We start from the raw sequence: 13,915 nt of genomic DNA on the forward strand, positions 1-13,915 counted from the left end.
TCGGGCGATCGTGGCCTATGGTCGGGATGGTCGGCCCGGAGACGCCGACCCGGGCCGGCCCGGCCCCACCCTCAACGCCGGCGGGGACCCATGGCGGACTTCTTCACCAGGCTGCTGGACACCTCCGACTTCCCCGGCCGCTGGAGGTGCGGCAACTGGACCCCGGGGCTGGGCTGGCTGCACGTCGGCTCGGACCTGGGGATCTTCGGCGCCTACCTGTCGATCCCGCTGGTGCTGGCCTACTTCCTGATCCGACGCCGGGACGTGCCGTTCCCCCGGATCGGCTGGCTCTTCGGGGCGTTCATCCTCTCCTGCGGGATCGGGCACCTCATCGAGGCGGTCATCTTCTGGCACCCGGTGTATCGGCTGGCGGGGCTGGTCAAGGCGGCCACGGCGGTCGTCTCGTGGTTCACCGTAGTGGCGCTGATCCGGGTCATCCCCGACGCCCTGAAGCTGCCGGACATCGCCCGGCTCAACGAGCGGCTTTGCCGGGAGGTGGTCGAACGGGAGCAGGTCGAGCAGGCCCTCCGCGCCCGGGAGGCCGAGGCCCGCAAGCTCGCCCTGGTCGCCAGCCGGACCGACAACGCCGTGATCATCACCGACGCGGACGGGGTCATCGAGTGGGTCAACGACGGCTTCACCCGGATCACCGAGTACCCGGCCGAAGAGGCGATCGGCCGCCGCCCCGGCTCGTTCCTCCAGGGCCCCGAGACCGACCCGGGGGTGGTCGCCTCGATGCGGGACCACCGGCTCCGGGGCGAGGGCTTCCGCGCCGAGGTGGTGAACTACTCCAGGTCCGGGAGGCCCTATTGGCTGAGCCTGGAGGTGCAGCCGGTCCGGGACGATTCCGGCGCCCTGACCCACTTCATGGCCATCGAGAGCGACATCACCGCCCGGAAGCTGGCCGAGCGGGAGATGGGGGAGCGGGCCCGGCTGGCGGCCCTCTCGGCGGACATCGGCCTGGCCCTGACCCGGGGCGACGCGCTCTCCGAACGCCTCGACGCCTGCTGCGAGGCGATGGTCCGCCACCTCGACGCCGCCTTCGCCCGGATCTGGACGCTGGAACCCGGCGACGACAGCCTGGTCCTGCGGGCCAGCGCCGGGCTCTATACCCACCTCGACGGGGCCCACGCCCGGGTCCCGCTGGGTGCCCTGAAGATCGGTCGGATCGCCCGGACGGGCCGCCCCCTGCTCACCAACGACGTCCCCAACGACCCGAACGTCGGCGACCCCTCCTGGGCCCGGGAGACGGGCATGGTCGCCTTCGCCGGCGTCCCGCTGCTGGTCGAGGGGCGGGCGGTCGGGGTGATGGCCCTGTTCTCCCGGTCCCCGATCGACCAGGCGACGATCGACGCGCTGGGGCCGATCTCCAACGCCGTGGCCCTCGGCATCGTCCGGGAGTCCGCCGCCCGGGCGCTCTTCTCGAGCGAGGGCCGCAAGGCGGCGATCCTCCGCATGGCCCTGGACGCGATCATCACGGTCGACGACCGCGGCCGGGTCCTGGAATTCAACCCCGCCGCCGAGGCGATCTTCGGCTACGAGGCCGGCGAGGCCGCCGGCCGATCGCTCTCGGAGCTGATCATCCCCCCCGACCTCCGGGAGGCCCACGAGCGGGGGATGGCCCGCTTCCGGGAGAACGGCGACGGGGCCGTCGTGGGCCGCTGGATCGAGCTGAGGGCCGTCCGCCGGAGCGGCGAGGAATTCCCGGCCGAGCTGGCGATCACCCCCATCACCTCCGGGGACCGCCCGGTCTTCACCGGCTACCTCCGCGACATCACCGACCGCCGCCTGCACGAGCAGTCGCTCCGCGCCGCCAAGGAGGCCGCCGAGGAGGCCAACCGCGCCAAGAGCCGATTCCTGGCCAACATGAGCCACGAGATCCGCACCCCGCTGACCGCGATCCTCGGCTATGCGGAGGTGCTGATGGGGGACGAGGTCTCCCGGGAGGACCGCGTCGAGTACCTGGTGACGATCCTCTCCAGCGGCCGGCACCTCCGCACCCTGATCGACGACATCCTCGACCTGGCCAAGATCGAGAACGAGAAGCTCGACTTCGAGCTCGTCCCCTGCTCGCCGCACCGGATCCTCTCCGAGGTCCTCTCGGTGCTCCGGGTGGCCGCCTCGGAGAAGGGCCTGCGGCTGGGATGCCGCTGGGAGAGCCGGGTCCCGGAGGAGATCCGGACCGACCCGTCCCGATTCCGACAGTTGCTGGTCAACCTCGTGGGCAACGCCATCAAGTTCACCGACCTCGGCGGCGTCCGGCTGGTCGCCCTGCTGGAGCCGGGGGAGCGGGGGCCGATGTTCACCGTCGAGGTGCACGACACCGGCGCCGGGATCGCCCCCGAGGACCTCTCCCGCATCTTCGACCCCTTCGAGCAGGCCGACGGCTCGGTCACCCGGCGCAACGGGGGCACGGGGCTGGGCCTGGCCATCAGCCGGCACATCGCCCGGGGGTTGGGGGGGGACCTGACGGTGGTCAGCCAGCTCGGCGTCGGCAGCATCTTCCGGGCCTCCGTCGCCGCCGGGCCGGCGGAGGGGCTCCGGCTGCTGGACGCCCCGCCGGCCGAGGCCGTGGAGACGCCCCGGGCCGACGCCGCCCCCACCTCCCGCCTCTCCGGCAAGCAGCTGCTGGTCGTCGACGACGGCGAGGAGAACCGCCGGCTCGTCCAGCTGATCCTCTCCCGGGCCGGCGCCTCGGTCGCCTGCGTGGCCAACGGCGAGGAGTGCCTGGAGGCCGTCGCCCGGGTCGACTTCGACCTGATCGTGCTGGACATGCAGATGCCGGTGCTCGACGGGTACCGGACGGCCTCCCTGCTGCGGGAGCGCGGGTTCGGCGGGCCGATCATCGCCCTGACCGCCCATGCCATGCGAGGGGACGACCGCCGTTGCCTCGAGGCCGGTTGCTCCGGATACCTGACCAAGCCCATCGAGATTGACCGGCTGCTGTCGACCGTCTCCCGGGCGATGGACGGCCCCGCCGTCGCCTCCCCAGCTCCCCGACCCCAGTCCCCGGGCGGGGGCGGGGGCGGCCCGATCGTCTCGACCCTGCCGATGGACGACCCCGAGATCCGGGGGCTGGTCGCCTCCTATGTCGATCGGCTCGGCGCGAAGGTCGACGAGATGGGAGAGGCCCTGCGGCGAGGCGACCGCAAGGCGCTGTCCGAGCTTGCGCACTGGCTCAAGGGCTCCGGCGGCACGGCCGGCTTCCACGAGCTGACCGAGCCGGCCACCCGGCTCGAACGCCTGGCCCCGCTCGGCCAGGAGAGCGACCTGAGGGAGGCCTACGGGCTCGTCCGCTCGACCGCCGCCCGGGTCACCGCCCCCGAACCGATCCTCGCATAGGAAGGCCCGCATGTCCGTCGATCCCGCGACCGCGACCGCGACCGCGACCGCGACCGCGACCGAGGCGACCGTCGCACCCCGGCCGATGCCCTTGGCGGCCGAGGCCCCGGCCCGGGGGGCCGGCCCGAGGCCCCGGGCGACCGGGGACCTGGCCGGGGCCCGGATCCTCGTCGTCGACGACGAGCCGATCGTCTCCCGGATCGTCTGCCGCCACCTCCGGGAGGCCGGCCACCTCGGGCCCAGGCCGCTGGACGACCCCGGCCGGGCCCTCGACGTGATCCTCGGCGGCGAGGCCGACCTCGTCCTGCTGGACCTGATCATGCCCGGGGTCGGCGGCCTGGACATCCTCTCGGAGATGCAGGCCTCGGGTCGGGGGGAGGGGCTGCCCCCGGTGGTCGTCCTCAGCGGCGCCGTCGAGCAGCCCACCCGGCTCCGGGCCCTGGAGCTGGGGGCGGCCGACTTCCTCGCCAAGCCGGTCGACCCCAGCGAGCTGACCGTCCGGGTCCGCAACGTCCTGCTCGCCAAGGCGCACCGGGACTCGCTGCTGGAGCAGACCGCCAGCCTCGAGGCCGCCGTCCGGGAGCGGACCGAGGAGCTGGAGGCCTCCAGCCGGGACGTGATCCGCTGCCTCGCCCGGGCCGCCGAGTTCCGGGACGACGAGACCGGGAGGCACGTCCTCCGGGTCGGCCGATACACCGGGATCATCGCCTCCCACCTCGGCCTCCCCCCGGAGGTCTCGACCCTGCTGGAGGACGCCTCCCAGCTGCACGACGTGGGCAAGATCGGCATCCCGGACGCGATCCTCCGCAAGCCCGGCGCCCTCACCGCCGACGAGTTCGAGCTGATGCGCCGGCACGTCCAGTTCGGCCACGGGATCCTCCAGAGCGCGGCCCCCGACCGCCCGGACCCCGAGGATCTGATGAGCGTCCGCCGGCACACCGAGATCGGCGCCCAAATCCTGGACCGGGGCCACTCCACCCTGCTGAGGCTGGCCTCCCGGATCGCCCTGTCGCACCACGAGCGCTGGGACGGCAGCGGCTACCCCCTGGGCCTCCGCGGCGAGGACATCCCGATGGAGGGCCGCATCACCGCCGTGGCCGACGTCTTCGACGCCCTGAGCACCCGCCGCCCCTACAAGTCCGCCCTGCCGATCGACCGATGCTTCGAGATCCTCTCGGCGGGCCGGGGGTCGCACTTCGACCCCCTCGTCCTGGACGCCTTCTTCCTCGCCCGGGAGGACATCCTCTCGGTCTACCGGGACCTGTCCGACGCCCCATGACCCGCCCCGGCCAAGCCCCCGGTCGGCGGCGGCCCCGGGAGGGGGATCGCCCGCGACTTGCCGCCCTCATCCCCCTCCCGGCCCCAGGTGGAGCTCGAAGAACCGGGCGGCCCGGTCGAGGATCGCCCGGCGGTTCTCCACCCTCCGGGTCGAGTGCCGCTCGTCGGGGATCGGCAGCACCTCGAACGGCTTGCCGGCCCGGATCAGGGCGGCGACGAGCCGGGCGGAATGCCGGAAGTGGACGTTCTCGTCGAGCAGTCCGTGGACGATCAGCAGCGCCCCTTCGAGCCGCCCGGCCTTGTCCAGCACCGACGAGTCGGCATAACCCCCGGGGTTGTCGGCGGGAGTGCCCATGTAGCGTTCGGTGTAGCCGGTGTCGTAGCCGTCCCAGTCGGTCACCGGGGCGATCGCCACCCCGGCGTCGAACACCTCGGGGGCCAGCAGCAGCGCCCGGAGGGTCAGGTAGCCGCCGTAGCTGCCGCCGGTGATGCCCACCCGGTCGGCGTCGGCCTCGGGGTACGAGGCGGCGGCGAACCGGACGCCGTCGACCTGGTCGCGCACCTCGACCGTCCCCATCCTCCGGGCCAGGGCCGACTCGAACGCCAGCCCCCGGCGGGACGACCCCCGATTGTCGCACTTCCAGACGGCGAACCCCCGGGAGGCGAGCAACTGCGCCGTCATGTCGGCCGTCAGGCCCCACGACTCGGTCACCCGCTGGACGTGGGGCCCCCCGTAGGCGAGCACCACCATCGGCGCCTTCCCCCCCGGACCGGCCCCGACCGGCGGATAGTAGGCCCCGAACAGCGTCTCGCCGTCCCGGTTCTCGAACTCGGTGAGCCGGGGGGCGACGAGGTCGAGCCCGTCGAGCCTCGGGTCCGTCCCGGCGTCGGACAGCGTGACGAGGGCGTCCCCGGTGCGGTCGATCAGGGTCGTCACCGGGGGATGCTCGCTCGTCGAGGAGGTGATGACGGCCCGATCCCCGTCCGGGGAGACGACCGCGGCGGAGACGTAGCCGAGCCCCCCCGTGACCCGCTCGACGTCGCCGCCGTCGAGCGGGACGCGGTAGAGGTCGCGGCGCGTCGGGGACTCCCGGCCGGCGAGGAACCAGACCTCCCTCCTCCTCGCGTCCAGGTGGACCGTGGCGTCGACCGGCCAGTCGCCCGAGGTCAGCGTCCGGATGGGACGGCCGTTGCGGTCCAGGAGCATCAGGTGTTTGAATCCCGATCGCTCGGTCGCCCAGAGGATCTCCTTCGTCCCCGGCACCACGGCGAGGTCGTCGTGCAGGTTGACCCAGGAGCCGGACGACTCCTCGATCAGCGTCGTCCGCTCGTTCGATTCCACGTCGATCCTGACCAGGCGGAGGGTCGCCTGGTCCCTCGGCAAGACCTGGACGAGCAGGTGCCGGGCATCCTCCCAGGTGGCCCGCGCGAGGTAGACATCCTCCCCCTCCTCGGCGAAGTCGAGCCAGGTCGTAGGGCCCCCGGAGCTGGGGACCACGCCGAGGCGGACCCTCGCGTTGGCGGCCCCGGCGAAGGGGTATCGGTGCGACTCGGACCCGACCCGGTCCTCGCCCTGGCGGACGATCACGTACTCGGGGATGTGCCGCTCGTCGGCTTCCTGGTAGGCGATTCGCTCCCCGTCGGGCGACCACCAGTAGCCGGTCGATCGGCCCAGTTCCTCCTGGGCGATGAACTCGGCCAGGCCGCGGGTCAGGCCGTCGGCCGCGCCCTCGGTGAGCCGGGTCTCCACCCCGGATTCGAGGTCGACGGTGAACAGGTCGCCGTCCCGGACGAAGGCGACCCGGCCGCCGTCGGGCGAGAACTTCGGGTCGATCTCGGGCGACTCGGTCTCGGTCAGCCTCCGAAGCGGGCCGGTCCCCCGGAGCAGGTAGAGGTCTCCCTGGAGGGGGAGGACGCTCAGGTCGTCGCCCGATGCGCGGACGACCTGGGTGATCCCCGAGTCCCTCAGCCGCATCCGCTCCCGACGGAGGGCCTCCTCCCGGGAGACGTTCTCGTCGGTGTTCCCCTCGTCGGGGGGGCGGGCGATGACCCCCGGCTCGGCCCCCTCGGCTGCGCCGGCCCGCCAAAGCACCCGGGCGGGCGCCCTCCCTTCCGGCAGGAGGTAGGAGACGGCCGTCCCGTCCGGGGTGAAGGCGATCGACGTCGGGGTGACGGTCCCGGGCGCGGGGTGCTCGGCGGCGAGGTCGAGGTCGACCGTCCTCCTCGGCCGGGTCGGTCCGGCCGCCATCGCGATCGAGGCGGAGACCACGAGGAGGACCAGGGCGATCGGGGTGAGCATGGGCGTCATCGTTCGTTCAAGCGTCGAGGGTGTGGGGGCATCGGGACCCGGACCGCCTCAGACTTCCGCCGTCTCCATCGAGATCCGGAGGCTCTCCTGCTGGCCGGGCCTCAGGAGCCGGAGCCCGGCGTCGACGCCGCGCTGCTGGAGGTTGATGGCGTCGGTCGTCTGGGTGTAGGGCTCGACGGCGATCACGTCGTCGGCATACGGCGGGGTGAAGACGACGACCTCCCGGAACGGGGCCGCGTCGAAACCGATCCGGAACTCGGCCCCGAGCGATTCATCCACCAGCCGGCAGACGACGAAGCCCTCGGCGTCGTGCTCAAGGCCGGTGAGGACGGCGTCGACCCTCAGGCCGCCCATCGGCCTGCCCGATCGGAAGTCGAGGGGGTCGTCGACGGGGAGCGTCTCGCCCGTCGGGATCGACTCGTCGAGCGGCCAGTATCGCGAGGCGGGGATGATCACCTTCGTCCGGGACAGGTCCCCCCCCGGGCCGAAGGGGAGCCGGAAGTAGGGATGGAAGCCGAGGCCGTAGGGGAGGTCCCCCTCCGATTCGTTCGCCACCGTGGCGTCGAGCGTCAGGGACCGGCCGTGCAGGGCATACCGGATGTCGAGGGAGCCGTCGCTCGGCCAGCGGGGGGAGCCGTCGGGGAAGGCCCGGGGCAGGCGATATCGGCCGGTGAGGAAGGCGCCGTCGGGCCCCCCGCCGTGGTCGATGACCTCCCAGTCGGCGTCGAGCGCGAACCCGTGGATCGCGTGCGGCGGCTTGGTGAGCGGCAGCTCATAGGAGGTCCCCCCCCAGGAGAACCGGCCGCCCTTGATCCGGTTCGGGAACGGGAAGAGGACCGGGAAGCCGTGCCGGGCGGGCTTCTCGGGGTGGGCCTCCCAGCCGGGATCGGCCACGACCAGCGACCGGACGTCCCCGGCCGCCGGCAGCCTCAGGTCGAAGAGGTTGAATCCGTAGGACGGCAGGATCGACGCCGAGGCGCCCGACTCGTCGTCGCTGAGGGTGTAGATCGTGCGGTCGCGCCGCGATTCGGTGCGGACGTGGCAGGCCATCGGGAGATCCTCCGCTGCGGAGAGGTCAGGGTTCGTTGGGTCCGCCTCGCCCCCGATTCCAACCGCCCCGGGGGGCGTCGGCAAGGGCATCGGGCAGGCGACCGGGGGCTCAGGACGGCTCACCGATCGGGCCCCGGGGATCGGAGGCGAAGCGACCGCGCCAGTCGTTGAGCAGGTCGACCAGCGTGACGGCGTCGAGGCCGTAGGTGTCCGACAGGTTCACGACCCGAGGCCGGGCCCCGCGGACCCAGGCGGGGATCCGGGGGCCGTCCGGCTCGGCCAGCCGGTAGACGACCCAGACCCGGCGTCGGGGGAGCGGGAGCAGGTCGAACTCGTCGACCTCGGACCAGCGCACCAGCCGGGCCCGGAGCGGGGAGCGCTCGACGAACCCCTCCGGCCCGAGCTCGATGTGGCATCGGGAGCGGTCGAGCGACTGGAGGCAGTTGATCGCCCCGAGCAGGAAGAAGGCCGCCCCCAGGAGCGTCGCCAGCGAGGGGCCGGCGTCGATCGCCTTCAGCAAACAGCTCAGGCCGACCGCCAGGCAGGCGAGGGCCACGGAGACGAACTTCCCCCGCTCGGGGAAGAGGCGGACCACGTCGAGGCAACGATCCATGACGACGACCCTGTCGATGGGAGATCATCCTGCCGGTGGGGGGGCGTGCCCGCCTCGACCGTCGCGGCGGGCCCCGGGTCGGCTCAGGAGCCCTGGCCGGCCGGGCGGGGTGATGGCGACGGAGACGGTGCGGGGCTGGAGGGCTCGGAGGAGGCCGAGGTCGGGGCGACGGGGCCGCCGTCGAGCACGGAGCGGTAGTAGGAGCGGAGGGCGTCGGTCGCGGCGGACCAGCTCCAGCGCTCGGCCTCCAGCCGGGCGTTGCGGTGCAGCGACGCGCGGAGGTCGGCCGAGTCGAGCAACCGCCGGGTGGCCGAGGTCAGGCCCTCGGGGTCGTTGGGGTCGAACAGGCGGCCGTTGACGCCGTCGGTCACGATGTCGGTGATCCCTCCGGCCCGGGCGGCGATCACCGGGCAGCCGGCGGCCATCGCCTCCAGCAGGACGAGCCCGAGCGTCTCCGTGCTGGAGGGGAAGACCAGTGCGTCGGCCGAGGCGAACGCGGAGGCGAGGCGTTCGCCCCTCAAGTAGCCGACGAACCGGGCCCGGGTCCCCTCGAAGTGCTTCTGGAGCTTCTCCCGGGCGGGGCCGTCGCCGACGAGGGCGAGCGTGGCGTCCGGGATCGCCCGCAACACGGGGCGGATGCGGTCGATCTCCTTCTCCGCCGCCAGGCGGCCGACGTACAGTAAGAGCGGTGCCTTCGGCCGGCCCCCCGAGAGTTCATCCCGCATCTCGTCCGACTTCAGGCCCGGCCGGAACAGCTCGGTGTCGACCGCCCGGGGCCAGAGGGCGAGGTTGTGGAACCCCCGGGCGTTCAGCTCGTCGATCATCGCCGTCGAGGTGCACAGGTTCAGCCTCGCCTTGTTGTGCATCGACCGGATGGCCTTCCAGCACAGCCCCTCCAACGCCCCCAGCTTGTAGTGCTTCAAATATTTCGGGACGTGCGTGTGGTACGACGCCACCAGCGGCCGGTCCCGCTTCACCGCGTGCGCCACCCCGCAGGCGCCAAGCACCGCCGGGTTGACGACGTGGATGATGTCCGGCTCGAACTTCACCAGCCGCTTGCCGACCTTCTTGCCCGCGATCGCCAGCTTCAGTTCCGGATACAGGGCGAATGGCACTGCCGGCACGCCGATCACCCGGGCCCCCTCGAACCGCTTCGGCGCCCCCGCCGGGGCGATCACCAGCACCTCATCCCCCGCCCTCCGGAGGTGGGTGATCGTGTGCGTCAGGCGCGTGACGATGCCGTCGATCTTGGGCAGGAACGTCTCGGTGAAGAGGGCGATTCGCATGGGAGTGGGCGGGTTCGAAGGGATCGGCCGTCGTCGTGTTCACGATCCTACCGCGCCGCCGGGACGAATTGCCTCGCCCAGGCGTCATCTTCCGGGGAGAGGGCCGGCTCGGGGGGGCCGTCGTAGGCGTAGAACTCGTAACCAGCCTCGTCGTAGACCCGGTGAAGCAGAGCCTGGAGGTCGAGCGTCGCGTCGGGGTGGGGGGCCTTGAGGGGGATGGGGATCACTGGCAATGGGTCGCGGAGGCCGATCGGCCAGAATCCCGCATCGAGTCGTTCTTCCGCCCTGCCGACCGTGATCGAATAGCAGCACGCGGGGCGGTCCTCGCCGGGCATCGGGGCGCCGACGCGGAGCAGGTCGATCTCGACCAGGTGCGCCGGGCTCGCGAGGATCTGCCCCCGCTTGGCGAGGTATTGATCGCGATCAGGCCCATTCCGCTTGTTCGACGGGCTCAACAGCTCGATGACGGTGACAACCTCCATCGAGGCCCGGTCCCGGATCTCCAGGAACGCCTCCCGCGCCACGTCCACCGCCGTCATCCGGATGCGTGCCGGCGGCTCGATCAAGGCGACTCCCTCGGCGCGTGCCCCCCGGGCCGGGGTCGACATGATCCCGAGGTCGGCCCGACCGGCGAATCGCCGGGGCTCCTCGGGGACTTCCCGGACGTAGAGGTGCTCGTCGACCTTGACGATGAAATTCGGCCGGACCTGGGCCCCGACGATCCCCGCCCCGAGGATGAGGAACCGCTCGTGGAAGTCGTGCCAGACGGTGGCCCGCTCCAGGTACGGATTCATGCCGGGGAAGGGTGAGGGCATCGGATTCACCTCACTTTCGGGGGCGAATACCGCCCGGGTGGCGACCTGTGCCGCTCGCGTCGAGCGGCACCGGCGAATCGTCTACCAGTGCTGATAGTGAGATAATCCGAGCACTGATGGGCAAGCCACCATTGCCATCCGGCCGTCGGTCATGGGCAGGAACGTCTCGCTGACGAGGGCGATTCGCATGGGTGTGGGCAGCAGATGGGGGAATCGGCCGTCGCCGTCACGATCCTACCGCGCGGCCGGGAGGTAATCCCGGGCCCAGGCGTCGGCTTCCGGCAAGAGGGCGGGCTCGGGGGCTCCGTCGTACAGATAGCCGTCATACCCCGGGCCATCGTACGTCCGGTGGAGGACCTCCTGGAGGTCGACCGTCGCGTCGCCGTCGGGCGCCTTCAACGGGATCGGGATCACCGGCAACCGCTCTCGGAGCCGGATCGGCCAGAGCCCGGCCGCCCGTCGGCGTTCGGAGCGGCTGACCAGGACCGAGTAGTCGCACTCGGGCCGATCCTCCATCGGCATCGGACGGCCGCCTCGAAGGAGATCGATCTCGACCAGGTGGGCGGGGCTCCGCAATCGTTCCCGACGCTTGGCCAGATACGATCCCCGGTCGTCCCCTCCCCGCTTATTCGAGGGGCTGAGCAGCTCGACGACCGTGACCAGTTCTCGGCTCCGACGGTCCCGGACCTCCAGGTATCGCTGACGTTCGACCTCCTGGTCGGGGAGCGTCACGGTCGCCGGCGCCTCGATCACGGCCGCCACCCTTCCCGCCCCATGGCCGGGAGACTCGGCGACGGCCAGGTCGGCCCGGCCGACCAGTGCCCGACCCCCCTCCGCGAGGTCGTGAATGTGGATATGTTCCTCAATCTGGACGATGTAACCCGGAGAAACCCCAGGGACGAGCAACCTGCGGAGCGTCGACAGGAATTCCGTGTGGAAATCCTGCCAGAGGCCCGGCCGCTCGAAGTACGGATTCATGCCCGGGAACGGTGAGGGCATGGGTCCTGCCTGATTGAGGGTGACTCCGAACGCTCGAGGCCGCTTCCCTCGGGTGACGGCGGGCCCCGGTCGATCGGCCCCTGCCGTGGCCTGGCCCTCAGCCGACCTTGACGCCCGCGGCCTCCTCAACGGCCCCCTTCTTCCAGGTCACCCGGGGGAGAATCTCCTTCATGTCGACCCGGTCGCGGTACTTGACGGCGACGTTCAGGAGCGAGTCGAGCAGCGAGTCGGACAGGTAGTGCGGCTGGAGGCCGAGATCCAGGAGCTTGGTGTTCTTGGCGTTGTAGTAGTGCTCCTCGCGCTCGACCCGGGGGTTGTCGACGTGCTCGATCGTCACGTCGAGGCCCATCTTAGAGCCGGCTTCCTTGACCTTCTCGGCGAGCTGGGAGACGGAGAACTGCTCGGTGAACTGGTTGTAGACGCGGAACTCGCCGGAGTCGGCCGGGTTGTTGCAGGCGATCTCGATGCAGCGGACGGTGTCCCGGATGTCGAGGAAGCCGCGGGTCTGGCCGCCCTTGCCGTAGACGGTCAGCGGGTGGCCGACGGCCGCCTGGATGCAGAAGCGGTTCAGGGCGGTGCCGAAGACGCCGTCGTAGTCGAGCCGGTTGATGAGCAGCTCGTCCATCTCGGTCTCTTCGGTGATCACGCCGTAGACGACGCCCTGGTTCAGGTCGGTCGCCCTCAGGCCCCAGATCCGGCAGGCGAAGTGGATGTTGTGGGTATCGTGGACCTTGCTCAGGTGGTAGAACGAGCCCGGCTGCTTGGGATACGGGAGGGTGTCCTTGCGGCCGTTGTGCTCGATGGTGATGTAGCCCTCCTCGATGTCGATGTTCGGCGTGCCGTACTCGCCCATCGTGCCGAGCTTCACGAGGTGGCAATCCGGCACGAGGTCGCGCATCGCGAAGAGGATGTTCAGGTTGCCGACGACGTTGTTGACCTGGGTCTCGACGGCCCGCTCCCGGCTGATCATCGAGAAGGGGGCCGAGCGCTGCTCGCCGAAGTGGACGATCGCCTCGGGATGGAAGCGGCGGATCGATTCGGAGAGGAACGGGTAGTCGCAGCAATCGCCGACCATCAGCTCGATGGGCTTGCCGGTGAGCTGTTCCCAGCGCTCCAGGCGGCGCTGGATGGGGGCGATGGGCGTCAGGGTCTCGATGCGGAGCTGGTTGTCCCAGCTGCGGCGGACGAGGTTGTCGAGGATGGCGACGTCGTGGCCTCGGTTGGCCAGGTGCAGCGCCGTGGCCCAGCCGCAGTAGCCGTCTCCGCCGGTGACGATGACGCGCATGAATCTCGCTCGCTCTCGATGGACGGCCCCCGCGTCGCCGTGACGCTTCGATCGGGACGGATCGCCCGAGGACGGGGAGGGGGCGGGTCGTGGTGTCGGGAACAGGTCCGGATGAGTGCGGTGCGGCGGGAAGGCGTCCCCGCCCGGGGTGCCCGATCCCGGGCCCGCGACCATTGGCGGGCCGGGGGCGGCGACCGATCGAGCCGAACCACGCCGGCGGCCCGGGGTCGTCCGGCTCGCCGCCGTATGGCCCGATATCGTAAGGGCCTGGGTCGAGCCTTTGCAAGGGGATGAGTGGGGGGCGGGGGGTCGGACGGCCGGTCGGGGCGGTCGCGCAAGGGCGTCGGGCGTGGCCCCGAGGCCCGGCCTCAGGCCTTGGATTGGGCCTGACCGCCCCCCTGGAGGACCGCGTCGACGGCTCGGAGCAGCTTCTCCATCGCGAAGGGCTTCCGGATGTAGTCCTTCACGCCCAGGAACTCGGCGTAGGCGCGGTGGCGGCTGCCCTCGTTGCCGGTGATCATGATGGTGGGGATCAGCCCCTCGGGGCGGGTCCGGAGCTTCTCCAGCACGAGGAAGCCGCTCTTGCGCGGCATCATCATGTCGAGGATGATCAGGTCGGGTTCCTCGCGCTCGGCTGCGGCGAGACCGGCGTTGCCGTCCCGGGCGACGAGCACCCGGTAGCCCTTGCCCTCGAGGACCGTCCGCATCGAGTCGATGATCTCGGGGTCGTCGTCCACCAGGAGGATGGTCTTGTGGGCGGTGGCGGGCATCGTCGATCGGGCTCCGTCGGGGGGGCGGTCGGCCCGCCGGGTGGGGGGGAGTGGGCGGGCGAGCATTGGCCCCCATGATAGACGGTCCGGTCGGCGGTGGGCAAGGTCGACGGGGGGGTGGGATCGGCCCGGGCGGCCCGATACAATCGTCCCATCCAGCCGCCCTCCC

General features: G+C 71.6%; 10 protein-coding genes. 2 read left to right on the forward strand and 8 right to left on the reverse strand.

Going from position 1 to position 13,915, the window contains the following annotated elements:
• Nucleotides 1–90 precede the first annotated feature (90 nt).
• Nucleotides 91–3,342 carry a PAS domain S-box protein gene (locus ElP_RS29725; RefSeq protein WP_197446484.1) on the forward strand — a complete coding sequence of 1,084 codons (3,252 nt, stop codon included), beginning with the start codon at nucleotides 91–93 and terminating at the stop codon, nucleotides 3,340–3,342.
• Between the two features lie 10 nt (nucleotides 3,343–3,352).
• Nucleotides 3,353–4,621 carry an HD domain-containing phosphohydrolase gene (locus tag ElP_RS29730; protein WP_145276421.1) on the forward strand — a complete coding sequence of 423 codons (1,269 nt, stop codon included), beginning with the start codon at nucleotides 3,353–3,355 and terminating at the stop codon, nucleotides 4,619–4,621.
• Between the two features lie 66 nt (nucleotides 4,622–4,687).
• Here ElP_RS29730 and ElP_RS29735 read toward each other — a convergent pair whose 3' ends face one another.
• The 8 genes from ElP_RS29735 to ElP_RS29770 all read right to left on the reverse strand — a co-directional run bounded on the left by ElP_RS29735 (nucleotide 4,688) and on the right by ElP_RS29770 (nucleotide 13,746).
• A complete protein-coding gene (locus tag ElP_RS29735; protein WP_197446485.1) occupies nucleotides 4,688–6,919 on the reverse strand; it encodes a S9 family peptidase in 2,232 nt (743 codons plus the stop codon).
• Nucleotides 6,920–6,976: 57 nt separating this feature from the next.
• Nucleotides 6,977–7,978 carry an aldose 1-epimerase gene (locus ElP_RS29740; RefSeq protein WP_145276425.1) on the reverse strand — a complete coding sequence of 334 codons (1,002 nt, stop codon included), beginning with the start codon at nucleotides 7,976–7,978 and terminating at the stop codon, nucleotides 6,977–6,979.
• Nucleotides 7,979–8,087: 109 nt separating this feature from the next.
• A complete protein-coding gene (locus ElP_RS29745; protein ID WP_145276427.1) occupies nucleotides 8,088–8,591 on the reverse strand; it encodes a hypothetical protein in 504 nt (167 codons plus the stop codon).
• Between the two features lie 83 nt (nucleotides 8,592–8,674).
• The gene (locus tag ElP_RS29750) at nucleotides 8,675–9,877 is read right to left on the reverse strand and encodes a glycosyltransferase family 4 protein (protein ID WP_145276429.1); all 1,203 of its coding nucleotides are present in this window, start codon (nucleotides 9,875–9,877) and stop codon (nucleotides 8,675–8,677) included.
• Between the two features lie 47 nt (nucleotides 9,878–9,924).
• Complete coding sequence (locus ElP_RS29755; RefSeq protein WP_145276431.1) at nucleotides 9,925–10,692, reverse strand: DUF4058 family protein; 768 nt, start codon at nucleotides 10,690–10,692, stop codon at nucleotides 9,925–9,927.
• A 234-nt stretch (nucleotides 10,693–10,926) separates the two neighbouring features.
• Nucleotides 10,927–11,691 carry a DUF4058 family protein gene (locus tag ElP_RS29760; RefSeq protein WP_145276433.1) on the reverse strand — a complete coding sequence of 255 codons (765 nt, stop codon included), beginning with the start codon at nucleotides 11,689–11,691 and terminating at the stop codon, nucleotides 10,927–10,929.
• 97 nt (nucleotides 11,692–11,788) lie between these two features.
• A complete protein-coding gene (locus ElP_RS29765; protein ID WP_145276435.1) occupies nucleotides 11,789–12,976 on the reverse strand; it encodes an NAD-dependent epimerase/dehydratase family protein in 1,188 nt (395 codons plus the stop codon).
• A gap of 368 nt (nucleotides 12,977–13,344) precedes the next feature.
• Nucleotides 13,345–13,746: a response regulator transcription factor gene (locus ElP_RS29770; RefSeq protein ID WP_145276437.1), complete on the reverse strand. Its 402-nt coding sequence runs from the start codon at nucleotides 13,744–13,746 to the stop codon at nucleotides 13,345–13,347.
• Nucleotides 13,747–13,915: the final 169 nt, after the last annotated feature.

Source organism: Tautonia plasticadhaerens (genome assembly GCF_007752535.1).
In the GTDB taxonomy this organism is placed as follows: Bacteria; Planctomycetota; Planctomycetia; order Isosphaerales; family Isosphaeraceae; genus Tautonia; species Tautonia plasticadhaerens.